Origin of the sequence: Agrobacterium vitis (assembly GCF_013337045.2) — a bacterium.
Taxonomy (GTDB): Bacteria; Pseudomonadota; Alphaproteobacteria; order Rhizobiales; family Rhizobiaceae; genus Allorhizobium; species Allorhizobium vitis_B.
This window is the reverse complement of the sequence record NZ_CP118260.1, coordinates 255,149-272,051: the sequence shown is the minus strand read 5'-3', so window position 1 is coordinate 272,051 and position 16,903 is coordinate 255,149. Positions and strand designations below refer to the sequence as shown.

Annotated in this window: 14 protein-coding genes; 8 read left to right on the top strand and 6 right to left on the bottom strand. The window is 59.9% G+C overall.

Going from position 1 to position 16,903, the window contains the following annotated elements; genetic code table 11:
* Nucleotides 1–23: 23 nt before the first annotated feature.
* From G6L01_RS19130 to G6L01_RS19105, 6 genes are all read right to left on the bottom strand, one after another.
* The gene (locus tag G6L01_RS19130) at nucleotides 24–908 is read right to left on the bottom strand and encodes an ATP-binding cassette domain-containing protein (protein ID WP_070168003.1); all 885 of its coding nucleotides are present in this window, start codon (nucleotides 906–908) and stop codon (nucleotides 24–26) included.
* Complete coding sequence (locus G6L01_RS19125; protein WP_070168001.1) at nucleotides 905–1,738, bottom strand: ABC transporter ATP-binding protein; 834 nt, start codon at nucleotides 1,736–1,738, stop codon at nucleotides 905–907. Before G6L01_RS19125 ends, G6L01_RS19130 begins: the two co-directional genes overlap by 4 nt.
* Nucleotides 1,735–2,583, bottom strand: coding sequence for an ABC transporter permease (locus tag G6L01_RS19120; RefSeq protein ID WP_070167999.1), 849 nt, complete (start codon nucleotides 2,581–2,583; stop codon nucleotides 1,735–1,737). Before G6L01_RS19120 ends, G6L01_RS19125 begins: the two co-directional genes overlap by 4 nt.
* Nucleotides 2,580–3,503 carry an ABC transporter permease gene (locus G6L01_RS19115; RefSeq protein ID WP_070167997.1) on the bottom strand — a complete coding sequence of 308 codons (924 nt, stop codon included), beginning with the start codon at nucleotides 3,501–3,503 and terminating at the stop codon, nucleotides 2,580–2,582. The genes G6L01_RS19120 and G6L01_RS19115 overlap by 4 nt, the downstream gene beginning before the upstream one ends.
* A gap of 156 nt (nucleotides 3,504–3,659) precedes the next feature.
* Nucleotides 3,660–5,213, bottom strand: a complete 1,554-nt coding sequence (locus G6L01_RS19110; protein WP_070167996.1) for an ABC transporter substrate-binding protein — start codon at nucleotides 5,211–5,213, stop codon at nucleotides 3,660–3,662.
* 40 nt (nucleotides 5,214–5,253) lie between these two features.
* Nucleotides 5,254–6,675: an amidase gene (locus G6L01_RS19105; protein WP_070167993.1), complete on the bottom strand. Its 1,422-nt coding sequence runs from the start codon at nucleotides 6,673–6,675 to the stop codon at nucleotides 5,254–5,256.
* A gap of 147 nt (nucleotides 6,676–6,822) precedes the next feature.
* Between G6L01_RS19105 and G6L01_RS19100 the strand changes: the two genes are divergently transcribed.
* The 8 genes from G6L01_RS19100 to G6L01_RS19065 all read left to right on the top strand — a co-directional run bounded on the left by G6L01_RS19100 (nucleotide 6,823) and on the right by G6L01_RS19065 (nucleotide 16,898).
* On the top strand, nucleotides 6,823–9,441 hold the full coding sequence (locus tag G6L01_RS19100) for a winged helix-turn-helix domain-containing protein (protein ID WP_174089288.1): 2,619 nt from the start codon (nucleotides 6,823–6,825) through the stop codon (nucleotides 9,439–9,441).
* A gap of 156 nt (nucleotides 9,442–9,597) precedes the next feature.
* Nucleotides 9,598–10,611, top strand: coding sequence for a LysR family transcriptional regulator (locus tag G6L01_RS19095; RefSeq protein WP_070167990.1), 1,014 nt, complete (start codon nucleotides 9,598–9,600; stop codon nucleotides 10,609–10,611).
* Nucleotides 10,612–10,723: 112 nt separating this feature from the next.
* Entirely contained in the window at nucleotides 10,724–11,806 is a 1,083-nt protein-coding gene (locus G6L01_RS19090) for an extracellular solute-binding protein (RefSeq protein WP_197432324.1), read from the top strand.
* 3 nt (nucleotides 11,807–11,809) lie between these two features.
* Nucleotides 11,810–12,940 (top strand): ABC transporter ATP-binding protein, encoded by a 1,131-nt coding sequence (locus tag G6L01_RS19085; protein ID WP_070167988.1) that lies wholly within the window; start codon nucleotides 11,810–11,812, stop codon nucleotides 12,938–12,940.
* Nucleotides 12,937–13,815 (top strand): ABC transporter permease, encoded by an 879-nt coding sequence (locus tag G6L01_RS19080; protein WP_070167987.1) that lies wholly within the window; start codon nucleotides 12,937–12,939, stop codon nucleotides 13,813–13,815. The genes G6L01_RS19085 and G6L01_RS19080 overlap by 4 nt, the downstream gene beginning before the upstream one ends.
* Nucleotides 13,812–14,609, top strand: coding sequence for an ABC transporter permease (locus G6L01_RS19075; RefSeq protein WP_070167985.1), 798 nt, complete (start codon nucleotides 13,812–13,814; stop codon nucleotides 14,607–14,609). Before G6L01_RS19080 ends, G6L01_RS19075 begins: the two co-directional genes overlap by 4 nt.
* A complete protein-coding gene (locus tag G6L01_RS19070; protein ID WP_071207159.1) occupies nucleotides 14,602–16,083 on the top strand; it encodes a SidA/IucD/PvdA family monooxygenase in 1,482 nt (493 codons plus the stop codon). Before G6L01_RS19075 ends, G6L01_RS19070 begins: the two co-directional genes overlap by 8 nt.
* Complete coding sequence (locus tag G6L01_RS19065; protein WP_070167982.1) at nucleotides 16,080–16,898, top strand: creatininase family protein; 819 nt, start codon at nucleotides 16,080–16,082, stop codon at nucleotides 16,896–16,898. The genes G6L01_RS19070 and G6L01_RS19065 overlap by 4 nt, the downstream gene beginning before the upstream one ends.
* Nucleotides 16,899–16,903 lie beyond the last annotated feature (5 nt).

Here is a 16,903-nt window from a genome sequence, read left to right as displayed (position 1 = left end):
ACGCCGCAGGGTCCCGCAGTCCGTTACAGATGACTATGCGCCAAGACCCAATGGCCGGGCGCAACCGCCTCATAGGGATCGTCGTCGCCATGAGTAGGCAGCGCGACTGGCACATGTCGCTCACCGCTGCGGCGGCGGCCAAGGCGCGGAACGGCTTCCAATAAGCTCTTTGTATAAGGATGCCGGGCATGTTCAACGATCGCTTCGACCGGGCCATATTCCACGATGCGACCATGATGCATCACGGCAACCCGGTCGCACAAATGCGCGACGACGGCCATGTCATGGGAGATGAACAGGTAGGATAGAAAATTCTCTTTCTGCAAATCAGCCAGCAGATCGAGAATCTGGGCCTGAATACTGACATCGAGGGCAGAAACGGGTTCATCGGCAATCACCACCTGCGGCCCTGGCGCAAGCGCACGGGCAATGGCGATACGTTGACGCTGGCCACCGGAAAACTCATGCGGATAGCGATCCGCATAGTCCCGCTTGAGCCCGACTTTCTCCAGAAGATCCGCGACGCTCTCGCCGATCTCTTTCCAATTGGCGACACCGGTGGCGTAGATCCCCTCTCCGATCTGGCGACCGATCGTCAGTCTGGGATTGAGGGAGGAATACGGGTCCTGGAAAATCATCTGACAATGGCGAAATGCCTCACGGCGCAATGGCACGGAAAGACCGGCAATATCGGTCCCGCCGATGCGGATCGTGCCTTTATCAGCGGTCTCAAGCCCCACGGCGATACGGCCCAGCGTCGATTTTCCGGAACCGCTTTCGCCGATCACCCCGAGCGTTTCGCCGCGCCCAAGACTGAGAGAAACGCCGTTGAGCGCCCTCACCTCTCGACCGTTCGCGGAAAATACCTTGCGGATATTCTCAAGGGCCAGGATTGGTTCTGTCGTCATCTGGCACCAGCCTTTGTCTTGTCGCGGCGCTGCCGCATGGCCCGTTCGACGGTCAGATGCGAGGCCAGCAATGCTTTGGTATAGTCATGCTGCGGTGCAGATAGGATTTGCTCGACCGGGCCGGTTTCAACGATGCGCCCGCCTCGCATGACCGCGACACGATCCGCCGTTTCGGCAACCACACCAATGTCATGGGTGATCAGCAGAATGCCTGACCCATGGCGCAGTTTGAGATCGACAAGCAGATCCAGCACCTGCGCCTGGACTGTCACATCAAGCGCCGTAGTCGGCTCATCGGCAATCAACACGCCGGGTTTCAGGGTCAGGGCAGCGGCAATCATCACGCGCTGGCGCATTCCGCCGGACAGTTGATGCGGATACTGGCCGAGAATACGCCGGGGTTCGGGAATGCGGACATCCTCAAGGGCGGCAATGGCGTGCTCCAGCGCCAGACGACGCGCCATGCCCTTATGACGGATCAATCCTTCGCTCATCTGGCGGCCAATGGTCAGGACCGGATTGAGCGACGTCATCGGCTCCTGGAAGATCATGCCGATTTTCGCGCCGCGCACATCTTCCATGTCCCGGCGCTGAAGCCCGGCAATATTCTGCCCATCGATCTCGATTGTGCCTGACATTGTCCCCGCCTCAGGCAGAAAACGCATGATCGATAGCGACGTCATGCTCTTGCCGCTGCCGGATTCGCCGACAAGGGCGAGGATTTCTCCCCGGGCGAGGTCGAACCCGACACCATCGACAGCGGCGAACGGCCCTTGTCTGGTGGGGAAGGCAACCGTCAGATCGCGGACTCGCAGATAAGGTTGCGTCATGGCCTTGCCTTTCGGCGGGGATCGATGAGGTCCCTGAGACTGTCACCGATCAGATTGAAGGAAAGGACGGTGAGGCAGATCGCCAATCCCGGAAAGATCAATATCCACGGGGCTTTGGTGATATAATTGCGCCCCGAGGCGAGGATAGCACCCCATTCCGGCGATGGCGGCTGGACCCCAAGCCCCAGAAACGAAAGCCCGGCGGCGGACAGGATGGCGGACGAAAATCCGAGTGTTGCCATAACGATCAGGCTTTGCACAATATTCGGCATGACATGGACGCGGACCAGTCGCGCGGACCGGGTGCCTGCAAGTCTGGCGGCCTCGATATAGGGTTTTGCCCGCTCGGCAGCCGCAAGGCCGTAGGCCACCCGCGCATAAAAGGGAACGAGACTGATAGCGATTGCCAGCGTTGCGTTCTCTATTCCTGGCCCGAGGAAAGCCACCAGCGCAAGGGCGATCAACGTATCGGGAAACGAATAGAGGACATCGATAAGCCGCAACAGCAAAGCCTCGACAATTCGGCCACCGAAAGCGGCGATCAGACCAATGAGACCGCCGATCACCAGACCGCTGACGACGGCGCTGAGGCCGATGCCAAGCGACAACCGTCCGCCGAGCAGCACGCGGCTGAAAAGGTCGCGGCCAAATTCGTCGGTTCCGAAAAGATGCGCCGTCGATGGCGCCGACAGCCGTGGGCCAGCCGCCATCCGCATCGGATCAAACGGAGCAATATAGGATGACAGCAGAGAGAGCAGCACGATGATAAGTGCAAGCGCCAGCCCTATCGTCACACTGACAGGCAATCTGAGAGAGAACATCCTGCGTTTTGCGATGCTGGTCATCTTTGCCTCATGCGGGGGTCCAGAAAGCCGTAGAGAATGTCGATCAGCATCGAGACGATGACAACCGAACTGGCGAAGACGACAATGAAGCCCTGGATCATCGGATAGTCACGCTCCAGCATGGCCTGGACAGCCAGGCGACCGATGCCATTCCACGAAAACACGTTCTCGATGATCACCTGACCGCCGAGAAGATAGGCAAAGACCAGCCCGACCACCGTGACAATACTGATCAGCGCCGGCTTCAGCGCATGAACCAAAAGCACCTGATATTCACGAAGCCCGCGCGCGCGGGCCGTGCGGATATAGTCTTCGGCCAGGACCTCGACGAGGGCCGAGCGCGTCATGCGCGCCACCAGAGCGCAGTAGGTCAGACCCAGAGTGAGGGCTGGCAGGATGATGTTGCGCAAACCCGAGCCTGCGACTGGCAACCAGCCGAGCTTGAGCGAGAAGACCTGAATCATGATCAGCCCCAACCAGAAACCGGGGATGGAGACACCCAGCACCGCAATCACCATGACGGCCGTATCGGTCAGCTTTCCGCGGTGGATCGCCGCCAGAAAACCGAGCGGTATACCAATGGCAAGCGCAACGCCGAGCCCTGACACCGCCAGAACAAAGGTGTTTGGCAGCCGCTGGAGAAGCAACCTTGCGACAGGTTCGTTGCCGCGGATCGTCATGCCGAGATCGCCCTGGAAAACGTGCCAAGTATAGAGCCCCACCTGCTGCCAGACTGGCAGATCAAGCCCCAGCTTGGCACGCATTTGCGCCATCGCTTCCGGACTTGCGGTCACGGACTGCGCCATCATCGCGGTAACCGGATCGCCAGGGACGATATGGATGAGAATGCCCGACAGGATAATGACAGACACAACCGTCGCCAGGGCAATGAGCAGCCGTTTGAAAATGAGAACAAGCATTGGAACCCGTCTGTATCGGAAGGCTGCCCCGGCCTACAGCGCCGTGCGCCATATATGGCGCACGGCGCTGTCGCTCTTTATATCTGCTGCATAATTTTCTCTTTAAACCGATTCCGGTTTAAAGAATGATGCAGTAGCCGGAGCAGCTGTTCCCCATTATGGCTTGACGCTTACGTCGTTGAACAGCAGCGACACCATGAAGCCCATCTTGAAGCCATCGACTTTCGATGTCGATGCCATCAGCCAGCCCCAACCGGGTGACAGCAGCGGGATCGCATAGGCATTCTCCATCAGATATTTTTCAATATCATGGATCTTGGCGGCCCGTGCATCACCTGAAAGCTTGCGCTGCTCGTCCAGCATGCCATCGAGGTCGGCATTGATGCCCATATTGACAAAGCCCGGACGTTTCCAAAGGAAAGTAAGGTAGTCCGGATCGACACCCGACATGCCCATGGTCCACACGGCAGGTTCGCCATCGGTGCGTTCGTTAACGCCCTTCATATAGTCGAAATAGGCGGCCACTTCCCGGGTCTCGATCTCGGCCTGGACGCCGATGGCCGCCAGATCCTGCTGCATGATCTGGTGCATCTGGTCCCAGCCCGGCAGCTTGTGAACGAGAAGCTTCACCTTCAGCGGTTTTTCCGGGGTGTAGCCTGCCTTGGCCATCAAAGCCTTAGCGGCTTCGGGGTCATATTTGACGCCCCACGTGGCGCAAAGCGCCTCATCGGTCGAGAACAGGTTCGGTGCCACGGGGCAATTGGCAGTGTTGACGAGGCCTTCAAAGGCAATCGACGCATAGGCGTCGCGGTTCATTGCCATGCCGATCGCCTTGCGGATATCCGGATTGTCGAGCGGCTTGATCTTCCAGGTGAAGGCGGCAAGCATTTGCTGTCCGGACAGCTCGGCTGCGTAGACCTTGAATTTGCTGTCGGCCTTCAGGTCGGCGGCTTCTTCCAGAGACGGCTCGACCATATCGACCTCGCCGGAGCGCAGGGCAGCCATTCTGGCCACCGCTTCCGGGATGACCTTGAAGGTCAGCTTGTCGATATGCGGCTTGCCGGGGTTTTCGATCAGCGGGTTGGCGTTCTGGTAATCGGCATTCGCCTCCAGCTGGATGCTGTCATTGCGGGTCCAGTTGACGAATTTGAACGGGCCGGTGCCGATCGGCTTGAATTCCTTGGCCGATGCGGAGGACGGGCAGATGAAGGCCGCCTGGATGCTGGTGAGGAACGACGTGAAGGGACCATAGGGTTCGGACAGAGTGACTTTCAGCACCTTGCCCTCGACGCTGCTTTTGGTGATCGGACCCCATGCCGAGAGGTTCGGATTGACGGTCGCAGGATCGAGTGCCCGGTCCAGGCTGGCCTTCGCCGCCGCCGCATCAAACGTGGTGCCATCGTGGCACTTGATGCCGTTGCGGATGGTGAAATCATAGGACTTACCATCCGGCGCCATCGTCCAGGCGCTGGCCAGGCCCGGATGGACGGAACCGTCCTTCCCCATCGTCAGCAATGTATCGAAGATCAGGTTGGTGATCTGTAACGACTGGGTCGTGCTTGCCTTTTGCGGATCGAGGCCATCGGCATCGACAGAGCGCGCAACGGTCAGATCGGCAGCGCTGGCTGAGAACCCGGTAAGAGCTGCGGCAACTGCGACCACGGCAGCGGTGCTGCGGGCAAGCGGGGATTTGTCTGGTTTGTGGTTCATTCGTCGTTCCCTTTGTTTTGTATTTTTATGCGTTTCAGTTTCATGCGACCGAAATCTGCGGTCGCCGATTGCTCCATGGACGAGCTGCCTCCAGCTGCGCGGCAAGTCTGAACAACAGACCTTCTCCCGTCGGTGCAGCCGCAAACTGAACGCCGATCGGCAGGCCTTCATCGTTCCAGACGAGCGGCACCGACATGGCCGGTGATCCATTGACGTTGAAGATATGCGTATAAGGCATCCACGACAGATAAAACGCATAGTGTCCGCGCATCGAGGTCGAAGCCGGAAAAGCCTCATGCGGAAGCGGTGGCTGGGCAAGCGTTGGCGACAGGAAGAGATCGAAGGTTTCGAATGTCGAGGAGACGGCTGAGGCCACCTCATGCAGGCGCGTCGTGGCGATATTGACATCGACCGCGCTGATGCGGTTTCCAGCCTCGATCATGTCCCACAGCATCTGCGGAAAATCATCCTGTGTCAGCTTGCGCCCGAGGACACCTTCCTCAAGGCGCATGTCGGTTGCGTATTCAGCAAGAATATATGTCTCAAAAGCATCCCAGCCATCATCAGGCAAGTCGATATCGAAAGGCTCGCAATGATGACCCAGGCTTTCAAGCAGCTTGACGGTCTCGGCGACCGCAGCCTTGCAATCAGCATGGGTTTCTGCGCCGTAGGGCGCCCTGGTCGAAACGGCAATTCTCAGTTTGCCGGGATCGCGTCCCACCTCGGCCGCGAATTGGCCCCCTGCGGGACTGTTGAAGAATTGCCCTCTATGCGGTCCGGCGGTCGCATCGAGAAGGGCGGCGCTATCGCGGACGGAGCGGGTCAGCGCATGTTCCACCAGCATGCCCTGCCAGGTGCTTCCCGCTGGCGCAACCGGATTTCGGCCCCGGCTCGGCTTCATGCCGAAACATCCACAGACGGAGGATGGCACTCGGATCGAACCGCCGCCGTCATTGCCATGTCCCATCGGCACGATGCCCGCGGCAACCGCCGCTGCGGTGCCACCGCTGGACGTCCCCGCCGTGCGACCCGGATTCCATGGATTATTGGTGACGCCATGCGCCCGCGAGCGGGTCGTCCAGTCCATGGCGAGCTCCGGCACAGCCGTCTTGGCAAAAGTGACAAGCCCCGCCTTTTTGTAGCGACGCACCAGTTCGCTGTCTTGCTGCGGTGTTACAGAAGCGCGAGGCGGCCATCCGGCCCCTGTGGGCTGTCCGGCGTAATGCGCGGTCAGGTCCTTCAGAACGAAAGGGACGCCTTTGAACGGGCCATCCTTCAGCTCTTCCTTTATGAAGCGGCGAGCCTCGTCTTCGAATGTCGCGACAATGGCGTTCAATGCGGGATTGGTCGCCGCCACGCCGGCAAGCGCGGTTTCCAGCAGTTCGGTTGGCTGAACCTCACCCTTGGCAACAAGCTCTGCCAATCCAGTTGCATCATAGGTTCGATATTCGCTTAACTGCAATTTTCCGGTCTCCAATGGCGAAGTTGCCTAAAAATACGGCCAGCACTTATTTTTGGCATGATCCCGAAGGGTGAGATGCTAAAATTTTTCAATCTCACCCTAAAGAGTGATAGGCTCGGCGAACTCTACGATTTTCAGGGGGGACCTGTGCAACGTACGCGCCTTTTGAACAGACGATCTGTGCCGCCCAGCGCCTCGACAGGGCTGATCGACCGTCCGCGCCTGACGCGACTGTCGCAGCTTCTCACCAAACACCGGCTGGCGCTCGTCCATGCCCCCGCTGGCTCCGGCAAGACCACGCTTCTGGCCCAATGGCATAGGGGCCTGTCGGATGCCGGGTTTTCGACCGTCTGGTATTCGGCAAGCGAAGACGACAAGGACCCGTTGAGTTTCGCCGAGGGCCTGCTCCAGGCACTTCAGCAATCGCTCAGTGATCATCGCGATCATCTGCCCTCCCTTGATCGCGCCGACGCGCTACAACGCTTGACGGCTCTGCTCACGGATCAATCCATCCGCCAGCCGCTGGCCTTGTTTATCGACGATTACCACCTGGCCGAAGGCGGCGATGGCGGCGAGGCGATCAATACGATCCTCGCCAGCCGCTTGCCGAGCCTGACCGTCGTGCTCGCCAGCCGCAACCGGCCTGCCATACCTGTTGGCCGGTACCGGGCCAATGGCGAGATGATCGACATTGCCGTGGAAGACCTGCATTTCAGTGAGGAGGAAACCGAGGCGTTTTTTCGCACCGCCTCCAATGTCGCCTTGACGGCTGACGAAAGCCGCCAGATGCATGGCCATACAGAAGGTTGGGCGGTCGGCCTGCGGCTGGCGGCCCTGGTCACAGGGCGAGCGACGGGCAATTTCGTCGCCGCTGCGCCATCTGGAAGCCATCGGGCATTTGCCGACTATTTCCTGGAGGAAGTGATTGCCGGACTGCCTGCCGAAGTTTGCGACTTCCTCGCCAAGACCTCCCTCTTGGAAACGCTGAATGCTGACCTCTGCAACGCCGTAACCGGCCGGCGTGACGGGGACCGGATGCTGGCCTTCCTGGAGCAAAGCCAACTTTTTGTCGTTGAGCTTCCGGGAACCCAGCGGTGGTACAAGTATCACCATCTGTTTCAGGAGTTTCTGCAAACCCGCCTTTATGGCGATGATCGCCCTGCTGTCGAAGGCATTCACGCCCGCGCGGCGCAGTGGTTCATCGACAATGGTTCGCCCGTCGATGCCGTCCGGCATGCCTTTCAGGCGCGCCAGTCCAAATGGGCGGCGGAATTGATCGAAACCTATTGCCTGTACGACTATCTCAGCCATGGCCGTTTCGACACCTATTCCCGCTGGATGCAGCAACTGCCCCGAGAGGCCCGCGAGGAAAGGCCGCTGCTGCTTTTCCTGCAAGTGTGGCGATCCATCAACATGCGCCGCTTCTTGCAAGCCGAGCAAACCCTTCAGACGATAGAGGCGGCGGCCAGCGACCCGAATAGCCCTGTATCCCTCATCGCGGCACGAACGGGTCTCGATATCAGCGGACGGCTTCATCTCATGCGGGCGCTTATCGGTGCCTATGGCGGTGATTTCACAGCCGGAAGCTTTCACCTCTCCCAACTGGCCGGAAAAGAGCTTGACCGGCTGGCTTTTGGACAGGTCGATCTCGACTCCATTCACAGCTATTTTGCCTTCAATCTGGGTAAGCTCGATCTGGCGGAACGGCTGACGTGGCGGGCAAACGGCGTCTATGACGACATGGCCTGCCATTGGGGCGGAATTCATTCCCGGTGCATAGCCGCCATGTCATACATCGCCCGTGCGCTGTTTCAGGAAGCCCGGCATGTGATTGTCGAAGCGCTGGCGATTGCCGAACAGAATTTCGGCGAACACTCCTACATGGTAGCACTGCCCTCGGCGCTTTTGGGACTGATTGCCTATGACGACAACGACCTTGAAAAGGCCGAGCGCCTGTGGCGACGGGCGATCCCGGCGGAAAAGGCAACGGATGTGTCCGGGCTTTGCGAACGCATCCTGATTGCCACAACCGGTCTCGTGCGGCTTCTCGATATAACCGGCCGGGTTGAGGAAGCAACGGCGCTTCTCGTTCGCGCCAGCAGGAGAGCCTACGAGGCGGAAGATTTTCGCCTGGAATTCCAGCTTGGTATCGAGCGGGCCGACCGGGCCTTTCGTCTCAACAGCCCCGCAGAGGGCCGCCGCGAATGGGAACGGCTGTCCCTGCAATTGCCCGAGGCGCGCAACCGGTTTCCCTCTTCGGCCTGGCAGATATGGGACCCATTTCGCATCGCCGAGGCCAGAATCCTGGTCAATGCCGGACAGATCGATGCGGCTGCGGAAAAGCTTCGGGCGCTTGCCACAGGGGCACGGCAGGAAGGCCGTATTCTGATGGCGCGACAGGCAGAGGCGCTCGCCACGGTCATCGCACCCGGCCATGAGGCCGAGGGGACCCAACCTGCGGATCTTGAGGATGACACCATGGCGACGCGGCGCATCTTATGTGATTTCGTTTCACCCGTTGCCGCATCGCCGAACCCTGGCGGAGGGCAAAGGCAGGAGGCCCGGCTCAGTCTGCGTGGCTCCCTCACCGAGTTGACACAGCGGGAGGACGACGTCCTGCAATTGATGCGGTGGGGGCTTTCCAATAGCGAAATCGCCACCAAACTCGATATCAATTTGAATACCGTGAAATCGCACGCCAAGAACATTTTCGCCAAGCTGGGTGTGAAAAGCCGAACCCAAGCTGTTCTGAAAACCCTTGAATAGCTGGTGGGACTGAAGGTGTGATTGGGATCTATGCTGGCGGCGGTTGTGCCGTGGCATAGACTCAGGCTCGAAAGTGGAAACGCCAGAGTTACCAAGTCAGCAACTGGCATAGAAAATGCTTTTCATCAAGTTACTCACCGTCAAAGGAGTACGTGCATGTCAGAGCAAGCCTATGCAAATCTCGATATCCGCATGATGCGCACCCTGCGCTTGCTGCTGACGGAATGCAGCGTATCGCGTACAGCCGATCTACTGGGCCAGGCGCAGCCGACCGTCAGCCTGACCCTGAAGCGACTGCGCGATATTTTTCAGGACCCGCTGCTGGTGCGTTCCGGCAGTGCGCTGGTGCCGACCGAGCGCGGGATGGCACTGCGCTCGGCCATGAATGACATTCTCGGTCGGATCGATACCCACCTGATTTCTCCGACCGCTTTCGATCCCGCCGTATCCGTTCGTCATTTTCGCGTGGTTGCCAGCAATTGTCTCGGCACCGTCTTCATGCCGCAATTGATCGGCGCGATCACCGACATGGCCCCCGGCATTTCCATCGACGCCTCCCCGATGCCATCGCAAGACGATCTTCTGTCGGGATTGTCGGAGGGCCGGATCGACGCGGTGATCGGCAATTGGCCCCACCCGCCGGAGCACCTGCGCATCGCACCGATGCTGAAGACGGATATCGTCTGCATGGTCAGATCCACGCATCGTTTTGCCCGACGCGACCGGGATCGCATTCGGCTTGATGAATATCTCGAGGAAAGCCATCTGTCGCCGACGTCAGAACGCGATGCGCAATTCAGCCCCATTGATGGACGGTTGCTCGATCTCGGCGTGAAACGGCATATCCGCGCCACGGTGCCGGAATATTCCATCGCGCCTTACGTGCTGGCCCGCTCAGACCTCGTCTTCACCACCGGACGGCATTTTGCCGAACAGGTGGCGCAAACCTTCCCCTTTGCGGTGCTGGACGCTCCGGTGGAATTGGGGCAGATGCATTTCTATACGCTCTGGCACGACCGCAAACATCATGCGCCCGACCAGGCATGGCTGCGCCGGATGATCAAGAATGCCTGTGCCGAGATACAAGCGCTCGACCGCGTCAGCCCCCTGCCTCTCCCGCCGGTGCGCCACATGCACTCCAGTCGGCAGCCCAGCTGGCAACCAGGCTGACGCCAGCCCCATCGCATCCAAACGCAATAGACACTATTGCCTTTGCCTTATGGCCGTTTGGATCGAAAGTCCGCACACTGTCCTCATCGCAACAAGAACCGGATGGGGCTCCATGAAACGGACAGGTATCACACGGCGTGACGTGCTGGCGGGAATGGCGGCGGGTGCTGCCGCAGGGGTGGTTTCAAACGCGGGCATCGCACGCGCCGCAGTCTCCGACATGGTCTGGGCAACCTGGGACTCCAATGGCCATCCCGAATATGTCGCCGGCTTCGAAAAGGAAACCGGCGTCAAGGTCAAGCTTTCCTATCTCTCCAGTGAAGACGCGCAGTTTGCCGCGTTGAAAACCGGGGCCGCCGCCGATTGGGACATGATCAATCCGTCGCTGAACGGCAGTTGGCGCTATATCAAGGCCGGTCTGCTGAAGGAGCTGGACCTGTCGAAAATTCCCAATGCCAGTCTGATGTATGATGTCTTCAAATCCACGCCGAAGGTGATGGACGATGCCGGCAAGACCTTTGCCATTCCCTACCTCTGGGGCCTGAACCCGATTGTCTACCGCAAGGACAAGTTCGACAAGGAGCCTGATTATACTACGCTCTTTGATGCGAAATATTCCGGCCAGCTCGCCATGCGCGATTACGCCCTGGAATCCATCGCCATCGCCGGATTGGTTGCCGGTGTGCCGCGTGACAAAGTGTTCATGATGGAGGCCAAGGAACTGGCCGAGGCGAAGAAACTGCTGATTACCCAGAAACCGCTGTTGCGCACCTACTGGCAGACCATCGGCGACCTGACCAATCTCTTTGCCACCGGTGAAGTGTCCTGTGCCTTCTCCTGGCGCGTACCTTATGACGAGTTGCAGGCCAAGCTGCCGATGGGCATGGCCAAGCCGAAGGCTGGCGTGATGGGCTGGTGCGACTGCTTCGGCATGCCTGCCAATCTTTCGCCGGAAAAAACCGAGATCGGCTATAAATTCATCAATTATCTGCTTGGACCGAGCTATTCCACCGATGTGGCCCGGATCGGTCATTACGCCACCACCTCCTCCGTCATCCGAGACAAGCTTTCGCATGAGGAACAGGCGACGATCTTCGTAGACGATATGGACGTGATGAAATCCTTCATGTGGCCGGTGGCGCCGCCCAATTATTCCGACTGGCTGAAAATCTGGAACGAAGTCAAGGCGAGTTGAGGCATGACGCAGGCATGGGATACGACAGCACCGGACCAAAACGCGGGAACCGGTTTGCCAATGCTCTTGTCCGCAAGAGGCCTCGTCAAGTCCTATGGCCGCAACCGTGCGGTCGATGGCGTGGATCTGGACATTCCAGAGCGCGCCTTCACCACCTTTCTCGGCCCCTCCGGCTGCGGTAAGACGACGATCCTGCGGATGATCGGCGGTTTCGAGGCCCCGGATGCCGGGTCGCTGGTTCTCGACGGGCGCTCACTGGCGGGCGTGCCGCCGGAGCGGCGACCGGTCAATACGGTGTTCCAGAATTATGCGCTGTTTCCGCATCTGACCGTGTTCGAGAATGTCGCCTTTTCGCTCACCCTGCGCCGTGGCGCGCAGGACCCGGCACCGCGTGTGAAGCGGGCTCTGGACGCCGTCCACATGGGCGAATTCACCAGCCGCTATCCGCATCAGCTGTCCGGTGGCCAGCAGCAGCGCGTGGCGGTGGCCCGCGCCATCATCGCCGAGCCGCATCTGCTGCTTCTCGATGAGCCGCTTTCGGCATTGGACCGCAAGATGCGCGGGCATTTGCAGATCGAGCTGAAAGACCTACAACGGCGCCTCGGCATTGCTTTCGTCTATGTCACCCATGACCAGGAAGAAGCGTTTGCGCTTTCGGATATCGTCGTGGTGATGAACAAGGGCAAGATCGCCCAGAAAGCCGACCCGGTGACGCTGTATGCCCGCCCGTCCGACACGTTCGTGGCGGATTTCATCGGCTCGGCGAGCCTGGTGGAGGGCGAGGTCCTGGCGCTTGATACGGAGACGGCAACCATCGGGACACCGCTTGGAACCATCACCACTTCAGCCATCCATGGTCTTGCGAAAGGCGAACGCGCCGCCCTGGTGATCAGGCCTGAACATTTGCGGCTTGACACGACGGATGGACATTCATCGACAACGCTAGCTCTCACGGGGCTAGCTCTCACAGGGAAAGTGCGGCATGTCGTCTTCAAGGGCGACCGTTACCTGATCGAGGCGGACATATCAGGCGTAACGGTGCGGTTGATGGCCGACCGGCCAGCGGAACCGGGCTCGACAATCACGATGGCGCTCGACACTGCTTCATGCTTCATCACGAGGCTTGCATCATGACGCTCGCCCTCAACCGTGCGCATCTGGCGCTTCCCGTCTCGCTGCTGCTGGTCCTGGGCTGTCTGTTGCCGTTGATGCTGTTGGTGGCCTTCAGTCTGTTCACGGTGGATCTGGATGCTTTCGTCATGGTGCCGGCCCTCTCCCTGCACAGCTGGGGGCAGATGATGTCCAATCCGGTCTTTGCCCTGTTGATCGGCAAGGCGGTTCTATCAGGACTGGTCACCGCTCTTCTGGCGGCAGTGCTCGGTTATCCCATTGCGCTTGCCATGTCCCGGCTGCCTATCGCCTGGAAGGGCATTGCCCAGATCGTATTGCTGACGCCGCTTTATACCGGCGAAATCGTCCGCATCTATGCCTGGCGTGTGGTTCTGGGCTCGGAAGGGCTGGTCAATGCGGTGTTGAAAGGGCTTGGTCTGGTCGATCAACCCGTCAAATTCCTGTTGTTTTCGCCTTTCACCACCCATCTCGTTCTTCTCTACGACACGCTGCCCTTCATGGTGCTGCCAATCTGGATTTCGACCGAATTGATTGATCGACGATTGATCGAAGCCGCCCGCGATCTCGGTGCCAGACCGCTCGATGCCTTCACACGGGTAATCTTCCCGCTGACAACGCCAGGCCTTGCCGTCGGGCTGCTGGCAGTCTTTGCGCTCGCCGCCGGTGACATGCTGACACCAAGCATGCTGGGTGGCACCTCCGGCGCAACCCCGATGGCGATGATCGACAACCTGTTCGGCACGGCTTTCGACTGGCCACTCGCCTCAGCCCTGGCGCTGAGCCTGCTAATCGCGCTGTTTGCAACGGCAAGCGCTATGGCCTGGCTGCTGCTGCGGCTGAAAGGCGCGCGGGCTGTCCTGCAAGGGGGCTTAAAATGAACCGGCGGATCATCCTGACTCTTGGCCTCGGCGTCGGCTTCTTCTATCTCCCGATCATCGTACTGGCGCTGTTTTCCTTCAATGCCTCCAGCCTGATGGCCTTTCCCTTAAGCGGCTTCACGCTGTCGTGGTACAAAGACCTGTTCGGCAATGCGACCTTTCTGAATGGCTTCCTGACCAGTTTCCTGATCTCCCAGCCGGTCGGCATCCTGGCGGCATTGATCGGACTTTGCGCGGCCCTGGCACTGGCCTCGCCCAGGCTGGCCTTTCGCCCGGTCTTCATCTTTCTGATCATCCTGCCGTTTCTGGTGCCAAAAACCGTATTGTCGATTGCCCAGGCCATGTTGATGAACTGGATAGGGCTGGGGCGCGGGGCGGGTGCGCTGATCGCCGCGCAAACATTGATCGCCATCCCCTTTGCCACCACCATCATTGCCGCCACCGTCATCCGTCTTGACAAACGGCTGGAAGATGCCGCCCGCGATCTGGGGGCCACCCCCTGGCAAAGCTTTCGGCGGATCGTGGTGCCGCAGTTGAAGGGTGCCATCGGTGCGGCCTATTCCATCGGTGTCATCCTGTCGCTGGCCGATCTGACCATTTCGATGTTTCTCGCCGGTCGCACCCAGCCGCTGTCGCTGATCGTCGCCTCACAATTCCGGCGCGAGCTGAAGCCCGACCTCAATGCCATGCAGGTCGTGGTGCTTTTGCTGACAGCCGTGATCGTCATTGTCAGCGAGCTTTATCGCCGCAATCGGAACAAACACAGTGTTTCAGGACCCTCAGACCATGCTTGATCCTCTCCCCGACGCCGTGGCCGCACTTGCCCGGTTGAAAGACGCTGCAAGGGCCGATCTTGCCGCCCTCGCCTATCCGGCGGCGCCCTGGCTTGCGCCACTGCCCGTCTCGACCCTATCCGTCTGCGATGTCGCCATCGTTGGCGGGGGACAGTCGGCGATCACCATTGCGGCGGCGCTGAAATGGGATGGGGTCCAGCAGATCCGCCTGTTCGACAGCGCTCCGGCTGGCGCGGAAGGGCCATGGACGACCTTTGCCCGCATGGAAGAATTGCGCACCCCCAAAACGGCGGTGGGCAACGAATTCAACGTCGCCAATCTCTCGGTGCGCCGCTGGTTCGAAACCCGCTATGGGCTCAAAGCCTGGCAGACGCTGGGTCGCATCCCCCGCACCGATTGGAAGGCCTATCTGGACTGGTATGCCGAGGTTTTCGACATTGCCATTACCAATGAGACGAGCGTGACGGATGTGTCGCCCGAAGGCGATCTGATGGCCGTCACCACTCTGCGGCAGGGACATGTCGAGCGCCATCTGGCGCGGGCCGTGGTTCTGGCCACCGGCTTTGATGGCGCAGGCGCCTGGCGGGTACCGCACTTCATTTCAGACGCTTTGCCATCGCAGCGCTACGATCATACCAATGGACCGGTGGATTTCCATCGCTTGAAAGGCAAGCGGATCGGCATTCTCGGTCACGGCGCTTCGGCCTTCGACAATGCCGTCACCGCGCTGAACAGCGGTGCTGCCTCGGTCGATCTCTGCTTTCGCCGGACACGGCTGCCGCGCACCAATCCGCATCGCGCACTGGAAGCACCACCGCTTCTCAGTGGTTTTGGGGCGCTGTCCGACCAAACCCGCTGGCAAATTGCCCGGTTTTTCCGCAGTACCGACCAGCCGCCACCGGTGCGCGCCTTTGAGACGGCAATGGCCCTGCCGGGCTTTACCCTGCGCCCCGCCACACCGTGGCTGGAAGTGTGTGAAAAGGACGGCGCCGTCTCGGTGAAAACGCCCGATGGCATGCTGGTCTTCGATCACCTGTTGCTGGCAACCGGCATGGATGTCGATCTCTCAGCGCGCCCGGAATTGAAAACGCTGGCTCCAAAGGTTGCGCTTTGGGGTGAACACTTCACGCCTCCCGCCGGAGAGGAAGATGCGCGGCTGTCGCAACTGCCCTATCTCGACCCCTATTACGCCTTCCTGCCGAAGGCACCGGAAGACAGCTGGGTCAGCCGGGTTTTTGCCTTCAACAGCGCGAGTTTCGTCAGCCATGGCCCGCATTCCACCTCGATCAGCGGCCATCGCTATGCGCTGCCAAGGGTGGTGCGCGGCATCGAGCGCCGGTTGCTGCTGGATCAAGAACAGGCCATCCTGCCGGGGCTGGAGGCCTATTGCTCGCAGGACCTGCCGGTCAGTGATGATTTCGAAGCTGATATTGCTGCCCGAAATGCAGCACGGATGATGGAAAAAGCATCATGATCAGGTCTTTCTACTGGGTGGATCATTCAACCCAAGCCTTTGGCGAACGGGATCTCTCAAAAACTGTGATGGTACTTCCCATCGCCGCTGTCGAGCAGCACGGTCCGCATCTGCCCGTCGATGTCGATGCGGCCATCAATGCGGAGATCATCCGGCGCACGGTGGAACGCTTGCAGCCCGACACCGACGTCCTGTTCCTGCCGCCTATGACGGTCGGGAAATCCGACGAGCACATCGCCTTCCCCGGCACGCTGGCAATCTCCGGCGAAACCCTGCGCCACGTCTGGCTGGATCTGGCCCGCAGCGTCAAGCGTGCGGGTGCGGCGAAATTGATTCTGTTCAATTCCCATGGCGGCCAGATGGCGCTGATGGACATCATCTGCCGCGATATCCGTATCGAGCTTGGCATGTTGGCGGTTTCCTGTTCCTGGTTCCGCATCGCGCCGGTGGAGGATCTATTTTCGCGCGACGAAATCGACCACGGCATCCATGGCGGCGACATCGAAACCAGCATGATGCTGGCAATCGCGCCGGAGCGGGTGGCCATGGACAAAGCCGAGGATTTCATCCCCCTGACGGTGGCGATTGCTAAGGCCGGTAGCATGTTGACGGCAGAAGGTGCCGTGGGTTTCGGCTGGCAAGCCCAGGACCTGCATCCGGCTGGCGTCTGCGGCAATGCCGCCAATGCAACGGCCCAGAAGGGTCAGATCGTGCTTGATCGCGCCGCCGATGGACTTGTCGGCCTGATTGCCGCGACACAGGCCTTCGATCTTTCGCAACTTACATCGCAGACGCGCTTTTCGAACCCGTGTTGAGCGAG

Bases quoted from the DNA above. Each gene is read 5' to 3' on its own strand.
- G6L01_RS19130 (WP_070168003.1), bottom strand. From the start codon at position 908: ATGACGACAGAACCAATCCTGGCCCTTGAGAATATCCGCAAGGTATTT.
- G6L01_RS19125 (WP_070168001.1), bottom strand. From the start codon at position 1,738: ATGACGCAACCTTATCTGCGAGTCCGCGATCTGACGGTTGCCTTCCCC.
- G6L01_RS19120 (WP_070167999.1), bottom strand. From the start codon at position 2,583: ATGACCAGCATCGCAAAACGCAGGATGTTCTCTCTCAGATTGCCTGTC.
- G6L01_RS19115 (WP_070167997.1), bottom strand. From the start codon at position 3,503: ATGCTTGTTCTCATTTTCAAACGGCTGCTCATTGCCCTGGCGACGGTT.
- G6L01_RS19110 (WP_070167996.1), bottom strand. From the start codon at position 5,213: ATGAACCACAAACCAGACAAATCCCCGCTTGCCCGCAGCACCGCTGCC.
- G6L01_RS19095 (WP_070167990.1), top strand. From the start codon at position 9,598: ATGTCAGAGCAAGCCTATGCAAATCTCGATATCCGCATGATGCGCACC.
- G6L01_RS19090 (WP_197432324.1), top strand. From the start codon at position 10,724: ATGAAACGGACAGGTATCACACGGCGTGACGTGCTGGCGGGAATGGCG.
- G6L01_RS19085 (WP_070167988.1), top strand. From the start codon at position 11,810: ATGACGCAGGCATGGGATACGACAGCACCGGACCAAAACGCGGGAACC.
- G6L01_RS19080 (WP_070167987.1), top strand. From the start codon at position 12,937: ATGACGCTCGCCCTCAACCGTGCGCATCTGGCGCTTCCCGTCTCGCTG.
- G6L01_RS19075 (WP_070167985.1), top strand. From the start codon at position 13,812: ATGAACCGGCGGATCATCCTGACTCTTGGCCTCGGCGTCGGCTTCTTC.
- G6L01_RS19070 (WP_071207159.1), top strand. From the start codon at position 14,602: ATGCTTGATCCTCTCCCCGACGCCGTGGCCGCACTTGCCCGGTTGAAA.
- G6L01_RS19065 (WP_070167982.1), top strand. From the start codon at position 16,080: ATGATCAGGTCTTTCTACTGGGTGGATCATTCAACCCAAGCCTTTGGC.